This is a genomic window from Paraburkholderia sp. RL17-383-BIF-A (assembly GCF_046028015.1).
In the GTDB taxonomy this organism is placed as follows: Bacteria; Pseudomonadota; Gammaproteobacteria; order Burkholderiales; family Burkholderiaceae; genus Paraburkholderia.
In genome coordinates, this window is the sequence record NZ_JARESR010000015.1 from 1 (window position 1) to 13,780 (window position 13,780).

The 13,780-nt window shown below is 59.5% G+C and carries 11 protein-coding genes and 2 pseudogenes; 4 read left to right on the plus strand and 9 right to left on the minus strand.

Annotated features, from left to right (window positions below; translation table 11 throughout):
- Nucleotides 1-96: 96 nt before the first annotated feature.
- Nucleotides 97-748 (minus strand): annotated as a pseudogene (locus P0D71_RS18320) (ISNCY family transposase); the annotation flags it as partial.
- Between the two features lie 1,188 nt (nt 749-1,936).
- On the opposite strand from P0D71_RS18320, the gene P0D71_RS18325 reads away from it, so the two are divergent.
- The 3 genes from P0D71_RS18325 to P0D71_RS18335 all read left to right on the plus strand — a co-directional run bounded on the left by P0D71_RS18325 (nt 1,937) and on the right by P0D71_RS18335 (nt 5,468).
- A complete protein-coding gene (locus tag P0D71_RS18325) occupies nt 1,937-3,256 on the plus strand; it encodes an MFS transporter (protein WP_408481411.1) in 1,320 nt (439 codons plus the stop codon).
- Nucleotides 3,257-3,302: 46 nt separating this feature from the next.
- Complete coding sequence (locus tag P0D71_RS18330; protein WP_091794077.1) at nt 3,303-4,262, plus strand: dihydrodipicolinate synthase family protein; 960 nt, start codon at nt 3,303-3,305, stop codon at nt 4,260-4,262.
- Nucleotides 4,263-4,355: 93 nt separating this feature from the next.
- Nucleotides 4,356-5,468 (plus strand): LacI family DNA-binding transcriptional regulator, encoded by a 1,113-nt coding sequence (locus tag P0D71_RS18335; RefSeq protein WP_408481413.1) that lies wholly within the window; start codon nt 4,356-4,358, stop codon nt 5,466-5,468.
- A gap of 113 nt (nt 5,469-5,581) precedes the next feature.
- Here the strand turns inward: P0D71_RS18335 and P0D71_RS18340 are convergent, their stop codons facing one another.
- The 3 genes and pseudogenes from P0D71_RS18340 to P0D71_RS18350 form a co-directional block, all read right to left on the minus strand.
- Nucleotides 5,582-6,037, minus strand: a complete 456-nt coding sequence (locus tag P0D71_RS18340) for a TIGR02594 family protein (RefSeq protein ID WP_408481415.1) — start codon at nt 6,035-6,037, stop codon at nt 5,582-5,584.
- Nucleotides 6,038-6,290: 253 nt separating this feature from the next.
- A complete protein-coding gene (locus tag P0D71_RS18345) occupies nt 6,291-7,034 on the minus strand; it encodes an SDR family NAD(P)-dependent oxidoreductase (protein ID WP_408187642.1) in 744 nt (247 codons plus the stop codon).
- A 183-nt stretch (nt 7,035-7,217) separates the two neighbouring features.
- A pseudogene (locus tag P0D71_RS18350) lies at nt 7,218-7,394 on the minus strand (glutathione transferase); the annotation flags it as partial.
- 204 nt (nt 7,395-7,598) lie between these two features.
- On the opposite strand from P0D71_RS18350, the gene P0D71_RS18355 reads away from it, so the two are divergent.
- A complete protein-coding gene (locus P0D71_RS18355; protein WP_091794068.1) occupies nt 7,599-7,970 on the plus strand; it encodes a YciI family protein in 372 nt (123 codons plus the stop codon).
- Nucleotides 7,971-8,177: 207 nt separating this feature from the next.
- Here the strand turns inward: P0D71_RS18355 and P0D71_RS18360 are convergent, their stop codons facing one another.
- From P0D71_RS18360 to P0D71_RS18380, 5 genes are all read right to left on the minus strand, one after another.
- Entirely contained in the window at nt 8,178-8,642 is a 465-nt protein-coding gene (locus tag P0D71_RS18360) for a 4-fold beta flower protein (RefSeq protein ID WP_408481417.1), read from the minus strand.
- Between the two features lie 84 nt (nt 8,643-8,726).
- Entirely contained in the window at nt 8,727-9,503 is a 777-nt protein-coding gene (locus tag P0D71_RS18365; RefSeq protein ID WP_408481419.1) for a hypothetical protein, read from the minus strand.
- Nucleotides 9,504-9,659: 156 nt separating this feature from the next.
- Nucleotides 9,660-10,160: an SRPBCC family protein gene (locus tag P0D71_RS18370; protein WP_408297929.1), complete on the minus strand. Its 501-nt coding sequence runs from the start codon at nt 10,158-10,160 to the stop codon at nt 9,660-9,662.
- A 453-nt stretch (nt 10,161-10,613) separates the two neighbouring features.
- Complete coding sequence (locus tag P0D71_RS18375) at nt 10,614-12,194, minus strand: isocitrate lyase (RefSeq protein WP_408297931.1); 1,581 nt, start codon at nt 12,192-12,194, stop codon at nt 10,614-10,616.
- A gap of 535 nt (nt 12,195-12,729) precedes the next feature.
- Nucleotides 12,730-13,692 (minus strand): 2-hydroxyacid dehydrogenase, encoded by a 963-nt coding sequence (locus tag P0D71_RS18380; RefSeq protein ID WP_091794060.1) that lies wholly within the window; start codon nt 13,690-13,692, stop codon nt 12,730-12,732.
- Nucleotides 13,693-13,780 lie beyond the last annotated feature (88 nt).

The following is a 13,780-nucleotide window of genomic DNA, read 5'->3' on the forward strand; positions in this document are numbered from 1 at the left end:
CAGCAGCATCAGAAACCCCACCCCATAAAGGTGGGGTTTCTGCGTTTACGGCCGCCCGCTGGCAAACGGCAAACGGCAAACGCCCGGCAGGCGTGGATAAACCGGACGAAACCTGCCGCTATAGAACGCGACAGGTTTGCCGTGTGCCATCAGATACTTCGACTGGGCCTCAAGATAGCTGAAGGTCGATTCCGTTGCCGTAAAATGCAGCGTCATCGGCCTGCCAGTCGCATCGTCGATGAACACCCAGCAGCGTGCAAGCGGGCGCCCGTTCCTCGAACCACGGATGTTCGCTGCCGTCGATCTGCACCAGTTCGCCAACACACGAGCGCCGCGCCCGCGGCTGGTAGATCTTCGGCGGGCGCTGCCGGCGTGGAATCCACAGTCCGGCATCGGTCATCAACTGCCGCACGGTTTCCTTGGCCATCCGGATGCCGTGACACTCCCAAAGCTTCTCGCACGCCAGCGTCGGGCCAAAATCGGCATAGCGCTCGCGAATGATCGCCAGCGCGCGAGCCGCGGTGCCGGCATCGAGCCGGTTGTTGCTCGGCTTCGCGCATCGGCCGGACACCAGACCCGCCGGGCCATCTCCACGCAGGCGCGCGACCAGCCGTCGTATCTGTCGCGTCGTCAGGCCGAGCCGCTGCGCAGCGCGCCACGGTTTGAGCAGATCGTCCGCCACGGCCTGAATGACCTTGAACCTGTCCAGCTCACGCATCGTCATGGTGATCCTGTCCGTCGCAGCCATCGCAGCCTCCGGCGCCGGAGGATCGACGCAGGGTAAGCTTATGCCGCCTCGAAGCGGACATTTGAACTTGGCTAAAAGCGGACATTACAACTTAGCCTCTACATACAAATGGGTGATAATTTATCTTATGTCAAATTATGTACTTGAGCGGACGATGAGAGTGTCTGAACCGTTGGTTTGCTGGTCGCCCTCCCGTTGAACACCCGCGACGTTCTCTCCGGTAGTCAATCCGGGACTGTCTCATTCAGTCTGTTTCCGGAGAAACACACCACGGGACGTGCTCGCCGTAGCATGCGCAAAACAGTCTGATCTTCACTCGGGGGCAAGAGGTGAACGACCCGCTACGAGTTGCAATCTCGATCCGCCCCAAAACAGCGATAAGGACTCGAAGGATCGTACAGTTCGCCCGGTATCCCAGCGTGCCCGTCTCGAAGAGCAACTGGCGCGAATAACGTGCGTTTTTGCGTACGGCAAGACGGGCCACGCCGAATGCAACCAGGGATAGCGGCAACTCGCCGGATTCACTCGCCCTGCCTTCGCCATAGACAAGCGGCGCGAGCAGCGTGTCATATCGTTCTAGCGTCCGGATCAGTTACCCGGTGCATCCCGAGTTTTCGCTAAACGAGGTCTGTGCGCAGCACACGTCACAATACCCGCGCGCGATGCGCGCGCCCTCGTCCCTCCTCGTTGAGGCGTGTGTTGCCCGCATGCTCCCACATCCCCGTGCTACGCAGAGAATTGACGTTCCATTCGTGCTGACGGAGATGATGCGTCCAGAAAAATCCCGCGGGTTCATCTTCACGAAGTTCGACAAGCCAGCAACGCCAACTCTTATATCTTATATAAGAATCGAGGATGTCGAATAAGGCCGCTTGGATGATCCGCGTTAACCCGCTGAAGCCCTTCCGGCGCTTGCAATCTCTCCCGGTTAGACCCAAAATGTAAGCGCTAACACTTCGATTTAGGCGAAATAATACCGTTTAGATTAGTTCCGTATCTGCGCGACGTCACAAAATGTAAGCGCTACCATTTTTTGAGGACGGATTGAGCGCATAGCGTAATACGCTGCGGAGCGCAAACTTCGATCCCATGCGAGCCGGAGTGAACGCGCAACACCAAGCCGCCTGACAACGCATCGGCGCGGCCCGCCTCAACTCAACCGAATACATGAACCGGAGACAAAAGATCATGAGCACAACCCCTCGCCCTGAGCCGGCACCACCAAGAATTCGCCGCGCCCAGACCGTAGCGCTGACGCTGTTGATGGTCAGCGGCATCGTCAACTATCTGGACCGTGGCACGCTTGCCGTGGCCAATCCGCTGATCCGCCATGATCTCGGCTTGTCGCTGGCTCAGATGGGGCTGCTGCTCTCCGCGTTTTCCTGGAGCTACGCGCTATTTCAATTGCCGGTGGGCGGTCTCGTCGACCGCGTCGGGCCGCGCAAGCTGCTCGGCCTCGGCCTGATCGTCTGGTCGCTCGCGCAGGCCGCTGGGGGCTTCGTCTCGACCTTCGGCTGGTTCATCCTTGCGCGGATCGTGCTCGGCATCGGCGAGGCGCCGCAGTTTCCGTCAGCGGCGCGCGTCGTCAGCAACTGGTTTCCGCTGCGCGCTCGCGGCAAGCCGACCGGCATCTTCAACTCGGCGTCCCCGCTCGGCACGGCGCTCGCGCCGCTCTGCCTGTCGATTCTCGTTGTGAATTTCCATTGGCGCTGGGCGTTCATCGTGACGGGCATCGTCGGCCTGATCGTGGCGGTCGTATGGCTTGCGGTGTATCGCGATCCGGCGAAGGCCACGATGACCCAAGAAGAGCGCCGTTATCTCGACGGTGACGAGGCGGATCGCAGGCCCGCGCAGTCGCTCACCTTCGCCGAATGGCGTTCGCTTTTTTCGCACGGCACGACCTGGGGCATGCTGATCGGCTTTTTCGGCTCCGTCTACCTCAACTGGGTGTATCTGACGTGGCTGCCAGGCTACCTGACGATGGAACGCCACATGAGCCTCATGCATACGGGCGTCGCAGCATCGATTCCCTTCTTCTGCGGTTTTCTTGGCTCGCTCACGGCCGGCTGGTTCTCGGATCTCATGACGAGCCGCAGCACAAATCCGGTCGGGAGCCGCCGCAACGCCGTGGTGATCGCGATGCTCGGCATGGTCGCGTTCACGATTCCGGCGGCGCTCGTCGAAAGCAATATGATCGCGATCGCGTGCATCTCGGTGGTGATCTTCCTGGCCAACGCCGCTTCAGCCAGTTCCTGGGCGCTCGCGACCGCCGCCGCGCCGCCAAACCGCGTCGGCTCGCTCGGCGCAATCCAGAATTTTGGCGGCTTCCTGGGCGGCGCCCTCGCCCCCATTCTGACCGGCTACATCGCGCAGACCTGGTCTTTTGTGCCCGCGCTGCTAACGGCGGCAGGCATCGCGTTCATCGGTGCAATGAGCTACTTGCTGCTCGTACGCAAGCCGATCGAGGACAAGCCCGCACACGTCGAAGCTTTTAGCGCGCAGGCGTGACGAGAGCGCGCGCCGAGCCCCATTCAACCCATTCAGAGAGATAACCATGACAAGTGCCACGCACTCCCCCCCTTCGATCGAAGGCATCGTTCCCGTGATGCTGACACCGTTCGACGCTTCCGGCGCGATCGACTATGCCGGCCTCGAACGTCTGATCGAGTGGTACATCGCGCACGGCTCGGACGCGCTCTTCGCCGTTGCGCAGTCGAGCGAGATGCAGTTCCTGAGCCTCGCCGAGCGTGGCGAACTCGGCCGGTTCGTCGTGGAAAAAGTGGCGGGCCGCATTCCCGTCGTGGTCTCCGGCCACATCAGCGACGATCCCGAGGCGCAGGCGGAAGAACTCGGCGTCGCCGCATCGACGGGCGCACAAGGCATCGTGCTCGTGACGAACCGGCTCGATCCGAAGCACGAGGGAACGGAGGTCTTCACGGCCAATCTCAAGCGCCTTCTCGAGCGCCTTCCGTCGGACATTCCGCTCGGCCTTTACGAATGCCCGGCGCCGTATCGGCGGCTGCTCTCCGATGATGAACTGAAGATGTGCATCGACACCGGCCGCTTCATCATGCTAAAGGACGTGAGTTGCGATCTCCAGACCGTCAAACGGCGCGTCGCGATGGCGCAGGGTTCGCCGCTGAAGATCCTGAACGCCAACGCGGCGATCGCGTGGGACGCGATGAAGGCCGGCTCGGCAGGTTTCAACGGCGTGTTCACGAACTTTCACCCGGACCTCTACAAGTGGCTGCGCAACGATGCAGCTCAGGACCCAGCACTCGCGGAGGAACTGTCGACGTTTCTCGTGGTCTCCGCGGTTTCTGAAGCGCTGGGCTATCCGGCGCTCGCGAAGATTTACCATCAGCGCATCGGCACGTTCGAGTCGATTCGCTGCCGCGTGATCGACTACGACGTTCGCGAGCGCTTCTGGGCGCTCGATGCGGTGCTCGACAAGATCGTCGCCGGCACCGGACATTTCCGTTCGCGTATTGCCGCTCTCTCGGCGCCCGCATGAGCCCAAACGCGCGCGCACCCGGCGGAACGCCGCGACGGTATGATGACGGCGCTTGCTGCATCCGCCTTCGTACAACCGTCACTTCCTGATCCGATGCCCCGCTCCTTTGATTCTCCCGCGCCCGCTTCCGATACGGCCCCGGCCCGAACGCCGACGAGCCGCGCTCGCCGCAACACAGGACGCACCGTGCTCTCGGATGTCGCGAAGCTCGCGGGGGTATCCACGGCGACGGTGTCGCGGGTGTACAACGAGCCGGACAAAGTCTCGGCCAGCGTGCGCGAGCGCGTCGAGCACGCCGCGCTCACGCTCAACTGGTTTCCGAATGCGGCAGGACGCGCGCTCGCGTCCACGCGCAGCCATATCGCCGGCATCATTATTCCGACGCTCGACGATCAGGTGTTCGCCTCGCAGGTGAGCGCCATGCAGGCGGCGTTCGCGGCGCGCGGCATCACGCTCGTGCTCGGCTGCTCGAACTACGACCCCGCGCAGGCGATCGTGCAGGTGCGCGCGATGCTGGCACGCGGCGTCGAGGCGATGGCGATCGTCGGCGAGGCGCATCCGGCCGAACTGTTCGATGCATTGCGGCTCTATCGGGTGCCTTATGCGGTCACGTATGCGTATCGCGAGGGCAGCCCGCACGACTGTATCGGCTTCGACAATCACGCGGCCTACGTTGAAATAACGGAACATCTGATTGGCCTTGGCCACCGCTCGTTCGCGGTCTGCATTCAGCCGACTCGCGACAACGACCGGGTGCAGGCGCGCCTCGCGGGCATTCGCTCGGCGCTCGAACGCCACGGCCTCGCCGTCAGGCCGGAGCACCTGTTCGAAGGCGAATCGACGATCGAATTCGGGCGGCGCAGCTTGCGCTCGATCTGGCAATCGGCAGGCGAGCACCCGAGCGCGATCATCTGCGGCAACGACCACATTGCTTTGGGCGTGCTGCGCGAGGCGGAGGATCTGGGGATTGCCGTTCCAGGCGAATTGTCCGTGACGGGCTTCGACGATCTCGCGATCGCCAAAGAGATGCGTCCCGCGCTCACGACCATGCGGGTCGACACCGCCGAGATTGGAAGGCTTGCGGCGCAACACCTGCTCGACGCACTCGACGGCAAGCGAGTTCAACGTGGACACGAGGTGCATGCGCAATTACAGATTCGCCAGTCGACGGGGCCATGCCCGAGCCAGGTTTCGCGGCGACCTTGATAGCTCGTGTGCGCCCGAAGGCCACTTCCTGGTAGGAACCGCCGGTTGAATGTCCTTCTCAGATAGCGGCGTTGCCGATCCCGTTCAAGTGCCGCGGAAAACGCGGCCTCCACTCACGGCCAGCGATATGCCAACACACGGTCGAGCGGATAAGCTAATTCGCGTACCTCTTCAAGCTGATTGCCTCCGAACAAGTAAACGTGCTGGGCGTCAGATCGCAGAAAGAATCCCACATGACCCTTCCATTCGACGGCATCGTCGGCAGTCAACACTGCAACGCAGCCGTAGATTGGAGCGCCGAGCTCATTTCCCCAAGTTAGCCAGGAGCGAGCCAAGGCCGACCGCGTTCCTGCAATGCCCGATTGCTTCATGCACCAGTTGAGGAATGACGAACACCATGCGATCTTGTCGTCGTAGCCTGCCAATTGAGTGCTTTCGTTATACTCGGCGATCCTCGGGTTGCATTCGCCCGCGCCGTAACGCTTGACACCTCGTTCCTTGAACGCGATATCCATCCAGACAGGCGTGAATCCGTTCGCTGCTTGCTGGTCGCGATGCCCTTGAATCATCCGCGTGCTCCTTACAGACGCCCTTCTTCGACTGGGCCGTAGATGGCCCGTGGCTCGCCAGAAATTACCGCCCACTATCGGTCGCCGTAGGACCATTGCCACGACAGGATCGGAAAGTGAGATCACGAGAGGAACCGGATTCGAGTGAAGAACGGCCCAATGGCAAGACTTGAAATTGTCAGCGATGTGTCTGCTAATGTCGAGCGGCTGGTATTGGACGAGTTCTGAAGTTCGAAGCTAAGACATCGGTTTACTACGTGAGATTCAACCCACCATCCGATAGCAGAATTTCTCCGGTCAGATAGTCCGATGCGACCAGCATCGCGACAGCCTGAGCAATGTCTTCGGGGCTAGCCGACCGCCGCATTGGGGCTCGTGTTTTCCACAGTTCCTGTGCTTGCGTCCAATCCGCGGTCAATGGAGTGTCGACTAGCCCTGGCGCAACAGCATTCACCCGGATGTCAGGCGCGAGTGATAGCGCCAGCAAGCGGGTCATGTGGTTCAGCGCAGCCTTCGTGACCGAGTATGGTATTGACGCGCCCTTAGGTCGAACACCCGCATGTGAACTGATGTTGATCACGCTACCAGGGCGACCCCGTCGAGCTGCATCACGTAATGCTGGTTCCGCTTCAGCTATCAAACGAAACGGGGCGATTACGTTGACCTCGTGGAGTTCCTGCCAGACAGTCGGCGTAGCCGCAGCCAGATCACCATGCGGGATAACACGGCTGATCCCCGCATTGTTGATCAGAACGTCGAGTCGCCCCCATGCGGCGACGGACTCACGTACCAGGCGCACCCTGTCCATATCATCGGCCAAGTCGGCCTGGACGTAGATCGCCGAGCCAAGCTCACGGGCCAATGCTTGCCCTGTTTCCGCCGAACTGCGCGAATGCAAAACGATTGAAAATCCTTCGCTTGAGAGCCGCCGAGCGATGGCAGCGCCAATGCCAGAAGTCGAACCGGTAATAAGCGCAACAGGGGACGCAATTTTCATGGGTGGTGTCATGGACGACGGTCTTTATCAGGTGTTCGTTCGTCGATTGTTGACGATCCAGGCGACTTTGTCGAACGTTCAACCTTGACTGACTGTCGATCCACACGGAAGTCCTGCTGCTTGCGTTGATGGACACAGCTGAGGCCGCTCCAGCATGCCCTACTGCTGCACTGACGCTCGTTCTCATTGATGCGCTGCGTACGATGCCAACTTTGTGGGGACGTCATCGCCATTCATGACGAGGCGATTTAGTATTAAAGCCAAATCGGTGTCAGCGATGCACCAATCGCCGAATAGGTTCAATGCATCCGTTGAGAGAAGCCGATCCGCCGCAAGGTGTAGCTTCTGCACTGCGAGCTGCCGGACGAGGAGTTGGTCGATTGTTAGCTATCCTGGGCCTGGTGTCGAGCGACCGTGATTGGCCGGCCACTGCCTCACGCATCCGGCATATTCCGGACTCAAAGCGGACAGGCTGGCGAGACTCGCTACAGACTCCCCAAGAAAAGATGTCGATTTTCGATCATCAGATTCGTCGTCAGGATATTCCCACCCAAAGGATCTCCCATGAAATACCTCGGCTTGGCCTACTTTACCCCCGAAAAATTCGCCGCGATGGCGCCAGACGACGTCAAGAAATTAGTCAGCCAATGCCCCGCATTGGACGACAAGATGAGAGCTACCGGCAAGGTACTGATTTCCGCTTCGCTTGGCGATCTGGACACCTGGAGGACGCTCCGCCCGCGCAGTGGGAAGACGCACGTCATCGATGGGCCGTACACCGAGTCGAAGGAAGTCGTGGGCGGCCTTTTCGTCATCGAGGCAGATACCCATGACGAGGCGTTGCGCATCGCCTCCATGCACCCGGCGGCCAAGCTGGGCGAAGAAGGCGGATGGGCCGTCGAGCTTATCCCCTTGGATTCATATTTGACCCCATGAGGGCTTGGAGGTGTGTCTCAAACACGCGTCGGCGCTCCTTTCTCCACAAACACGTTGACGGATTCGTGCGTGTTCGTGGCGGTGCTACTCTGGGCCGAGCGGCGACGCCTGTGATCGACCCGCAGGGGACTTTCACATTTCTCCGAAGCTGCCACTCGTGATCGGCCATCCCTGTCAGTCTCCCGCGTAGCGACACTCCACATCAGTTCATTTTGACCCCGCGCCTAAAAGGAAACGGCACGGCGTATCACCGAATCTGCTGGCGAGCACCGGCTGGAGAGGCGAAAGCTCCGTCAATGACTGAAGGGGCGCGAGTTCCTTGAGAGATTTGAGCGGTTCGAGCTGGGTCGCGGACGTCATGACCTGAGCTGTGGCGCATGCCGCGGTCCCATCGTGGGCATATATTGCCCCCTTTGCGAACCAACCAAGGTGCTTTCCGTTAAACCCGTAGACGTTGTAGCCTTCGTCGGTGCCAGCCTTCTCGAGGTAAGCCACGGGCTTGCCGCTCCACAAGTAAATGGTCAGCCCGTCGTCTATAGCGATGTACGCCTCGGCTGCGCCCCTCGCGTTGAAAAGTGTCACCTCGTCCTCGGCCTGCGCGGCTGCACCGTAAGCTGCAATGGCCAACGGAAATACCCAACGGATAAGCTGGCGTATGGTTTTGATTTGCATGAATCCCCCGTGGTTCTTGTTTGTGAGCGAAGTCGTTTTCCGCCGGATACACGAGCATCCCTAAGGTGGCCGTCTCCCACAAGGTCACAAATGGACGCTGGCGAGGCTGTGAAGCAAGTTGCGACGCCACTCTGGAGGCTTTCGCTGCCGCCCGTTTGGTGAATTAACCTGAATCGTCAATGGCCCTGCGACGGCCTGATTCAACATAATGACGCTACCCGTCTTGCCTTCGAACAAAAAGTACGTGCCGCCCGCAAAACCCAAGTATCCGATGGGATGCTCCTGATCCCACTGCAATCCGGTAGCAGCTCCCGTCGCCGCTACGATACGCGATTCGTCGCCTGAGAAATATAGGTCCGCATTTGAGGCACCAAGTCCGATAGTCAGGACCGGGAATGCCACAAGCCAGTAGACAGTTCTAAGCCGGAGTTTGAATTCAGGAAGAATCTGCGCGAAGTACGGCAGATCCGCGAGTCTCCTGATCCAAGGAGCAAGTAAGAAGAGCAAGGCAAACCATTTTTCTGGGGCGGAGATGGCAACAACGAGAATGAGCGCGACAACCGGTCCGAAGGTTTCCCAAATGTGCAGATATTTATTTGCTACCCGCCAAAAAAATGTAGGACTTCTGTCTGTGTTTGGTGCCGACTCTGACTTTCGTCCGATTCCGAGCGCAAGAAACGCCAGGATGTTTATTCCGATCGCGGTCATTAGCGGATACATTGCCAAGCTTGCGAACCCACTCAGTCCTGCAAACTGGAAGATGTTTATGCCGAAGCGCCCCCAAAAAGCGGCAAGATAACAAGCAGCTATCCCAGCAGAATACAGGCCCTCTCGGGTTGACCTCTGTATGTTTTCGCCCACCTGTGCTGTCCTTTTTTGTAGGAAGTGCAAAAAAGCGCTTAACCCGCTATGAGTCGCGATTGTCGACGTTTTGCACGTCGGCGTCGACCAGCCGAAACTGGCCGACCAGCGACTGCGGCCATTAACACCGTTGGGTGTCGCGCGACAAGCGGGCGCTCAGGGCGTTTTCGTTTCCACGCGCTGCTTAACCGCAGCATTCATCGCCTGAAAGTTCCGCCGAGTTTCCTCGGTTACGTCTTTCGTCAACCGCCCAACGAGCAATCCCGAAAAAGACTCCGTTTGCTCAAGATGGGTGCCGCCAGTTACGGCCGTGAGGTGAATGCAATGTGTGCCGTCGAAGACACCACGAATCCATACACTGCCACGCCAGCAAAGTTCTTGTTCCGGGCGAACGACCAGAACAGTCGGCTTGAATACCATCGAATCCGGTCCAATGCCTAGCACGATGCGGATTGTCTCTCCCTCCCTGAAGTCGCCGTCAACACGAGTAATGAAGGGGTTCCAATCGGGATACGCGGTGCTGTTCGATACGACGTTCCAGACATCGGCAGGCGGCCGATCGATGAGAATGTCAGCATGCACGCTGCTATCTTCGTGCAGGACAAAAAGGGTTCCAATTACGCCGACAACAATGACAGCGATGCCTTTCAGCAGCAATCCCCGCAAGCCCATATTCGCCCCATAATCGGTTGCATTTGTACTGCTGCAGTTTTGAATGCACAGATTGTTGACGATCTAGCCAGCGACGTCGAGTGTCTGAACCTGGCCGGCAGTACGCATTCATCGATGTCACAGCATCCATTCGCGATTGCCGCTGTCAAACGACCGCTGTGCCGGAGTGAGCGGGCATGCCGGCATCAACACGCGAATGGCGTCTCAGGCCGAATTGTGCATGTAGCTCGTCAGTCACCTTCCGGAGTACTGCAGCCGGTCAAACGGCGGGTTTCCCTGCTCACTGAATGACAGGTTGTGGCCGATTCGGTCGAAAAAAGTCGGCGCCGATGTGGAGTGTCAGATGTCCTGGAAGGCATCAAACTACGGGATTGAATCGTCATGACAAAAAAACGCCAACCCGGACGGGTTGGCGTTTTGCTTACGACAATGCCGATATCAGAACTGGTTCATCGTGTTGTCTTTCCCCGCCGCTTTCAGCGCCGCTTCGCCGCTGAAATACTCCTTGTGGTCGTCGCCGATGTCCGAGCCGGACATGTTCTGGTGCTTGACGCAGGCGATGCCCTCGCGGATTTCCTTACGCTGCACGCCAGCCACATAACCCAGCATGCCCTGGTCGCCGAAGTATTCCTTGGCCAGGTTGTCGGTCGACAATGCCGCGGTGTGATAGGTCGGCAGCGTAATCAGGTGGTGGAAGATACCTGCTTCGCGCGACGCATCCGCCTGGAAAGTCCTGATCTTTTCGTCGGCGAGCTTCGCCAGTTCGGTCTGATCGTATTCCACGCTCATCAGCTGCGCGCGGTCGTATGCCGACACATCCTTGCCCGCGGCCTTCAACGCGTCATACGCCTGCTGGCGGAAATTCAGGGTCCAGTTGAACGACGGGCTGTTGTTGTACACCAGCTTGGCGTTCGGGATGACTTTGCGAATCTCGCTGACCATGCCGCCGATCTGGGCGATGTGCGGTTTTTCGGTTTCGATCCACAGCAGGTCTGCGCCGTTTTGCAGCGCGGTGACGCAGTCCAGTACGCAGCGCGCTTCGCCGGTACCGGCGCGGAACTGGAACAGATTGCTAGGCAGGCGCTTGGGACGCAGCAGCTTGCCGTCACGCTTGATGATGACGTCGCCATTGCCCAGTTCGTCGGCCGACAATTCTTCACAATCAAGGAAGGAATTGTATTGGTCGCCCAGATCGCCCGGCGTGTTGGTCACGGCGATCTGCTTGGTCAGGCCGGCGCCCAGCGAGTCGGTACGCGCCACGATGATTCCGTCGTCCACACCCAGTTCCAGGAAGGCGTAGCGAATGGCGCGAATCTTGGCGAGGAAGTCCTCGTGCGGCACGGTGACCTTGCCATCCTGGTGGCCGCACTGCTTCTCGTCGGACACCTGGTTTTCGATCTGGATGCAACATGCGCCCGCTTCAATGAACTGCTTGGCCAGCAGATACGTTGCTTCGGCGTTGCCGAATCCCGCGTCGATGTCGGCGATGATAGGCACGACGTGGGTGACGTGGTTGTCGATTTTTTCCTGGATGGCGGCCTTGGCAGGGCCTTGGGCGGCGTCGAGCTGGCGGAACAGGCCGCCCAGTTCACGGGCGTCTGCCTGGCGCAAGAACGTGTACAGCTCGCGGATCAGCGCGCTGACGGAAGTTTTTTCGTGCATCGACTGGTCGGGCAGCGGGCCGAACTCGGAGCGCAGCGCGGCCACCATCCAGCCGGACAGGTAAAGGTAACGGCGCTCCGTGCTGTTGAAGTGCTTCTTGATGGAGATCATCTTCTGCTGGCCGATGAACCCGTGCCAGCAGCCCAGCGACTGGGTGTATTTGGACGGGTCGGCATCGTAAGCCGCCATGTCGGCGCGCATGATCCTCGCCGTGTACCTGGCGATGTCCAGGCCCGTCTTGAACTTGTTCTGAGCACGCATGCGCGCCGCGTACTCGGGGTTGATGGCATTCCAGGCGCTGCCGTGATTCTCTTTCAAACCAGCAACTGCCTGAATGTCGTCTTGATATTGGGCCATGTGACTCTCCTAAAAGCAAAGCGCGTTTAACTAAGTGGTTCAGCGCGGCGTCGCTGCGTCTTTCGAAGCGAGCTGCATGACTAAATAGTAATGCCGCCCGGCCCAAGTCTTATATAAGACATAAGACATATTTTTCTCTTATATTTCAAATAGATACGCGGCAATTTTTGCGATGCAAAACCACTTTTCAAACAACGAAATGATGCTGATCCGGAGATTTTCGCGGAATCCCGCATTGTGAAACGCGCTTTCGCTGACGGAGAAAGGACAGCCGATCGATTCCGCTGCCATCGGGCTACAGCGGGCACTACGCGCCGACCGTCTCACACGTGCCCTGCCCGCGTGCTCGGCGCCATTCGAAACGGATCGCACTGATCCACAGCGAGAAGCGCGACGCGCCGGGTCACAGCGGGCTGTATGACGAGGTCAAGGCCGCGCTGTTGGCCGCTGAGCACAGGTGGAACTGGACGACCTCGCGACGCTCCCGCTGCTGCGTCACGCGAGCTTTACAAGCTCTGATTCGCGAGGCCGGGATTCACACCGGATTCAACGCGGGCCGCCCATCCAGCACGGCGGCAACGTTATCCAGCGCCGTGAAACCCATCTGGTCGCGAGTCTCGATCGTGGCGCTCGCCATGTGCGGCGTTAGAAACACGTTCTCGAGCGCCGCAAAACGCTTGTCGACATTCGGCTCATTCCGGTACACGTCCAGACCCGCACTGAACAGATGTCCCGAAGTCAGTGCTTCATAAAGCGCATCTTCATCCACCAGACCGCCACGCGCCGCGTTGACAAAGACCGCGCCCTTGGGCAGCAGCCCAAACTCATTTTTTGTCATTAGCGGGACGCCGCCGCCTGGCACGTGCAGCGTGAGCACATGGCAGTGCGGCAGCATATCCTCGAGGCTGGCGTAGTACGTCGCGCCATTTTCCAGCGACTCAGGCGCACGGTTAATGTCCGTGTAGATCACGCGCATGCCGAAACCCTGCGCACGCTTAGCGACCGCACGTCCGATACGCCCGAATCCGACAATCCCGAGCGTCTTGCCGTTGACCCGCGTCCCCAGCATTTCGGTCATGCCGAAAGATTTTCCCCAACCGTTGCGCATGATTCGTTCGTACTCCGACGCACGCCGGCAGGCCGCGAGCACGAGCAGCATCGAGAAATCGGCCGTGCATTCGGTCAACGCATCAGGCGCGTTCGTGACGACGATTCCCCTTTCGCGGGCAGCAGCCACGTCCATGTGGTCGAAGCCCGCGCTCGCGTTCGCAATGATCCTGACTGTCGAAGGCAGCGCGGCGATGTGCTCCGCTTGCAACCCGGATTTCTTGCCGATCAGTACGGCGGGCACCTCGTGCTTCTTGCAGAAGTCGACGACCGACCACGAGTCCATATCGGACTCGGTCACGAAGGCATGAAAATCGGCTTCAGCGCGCTGCGCCACGGCGGTGGGAACTTTGCGCGCAATCAACAGCCTGGTACGGTTATCTTTCGACATGGTTTTTCCTTGGGTAGGCAGACGTCGAGAGCCTACGAAACAGCCGACCGGGCCGTCAATGTTGATTGGATGAATCAACTCCTCGGAA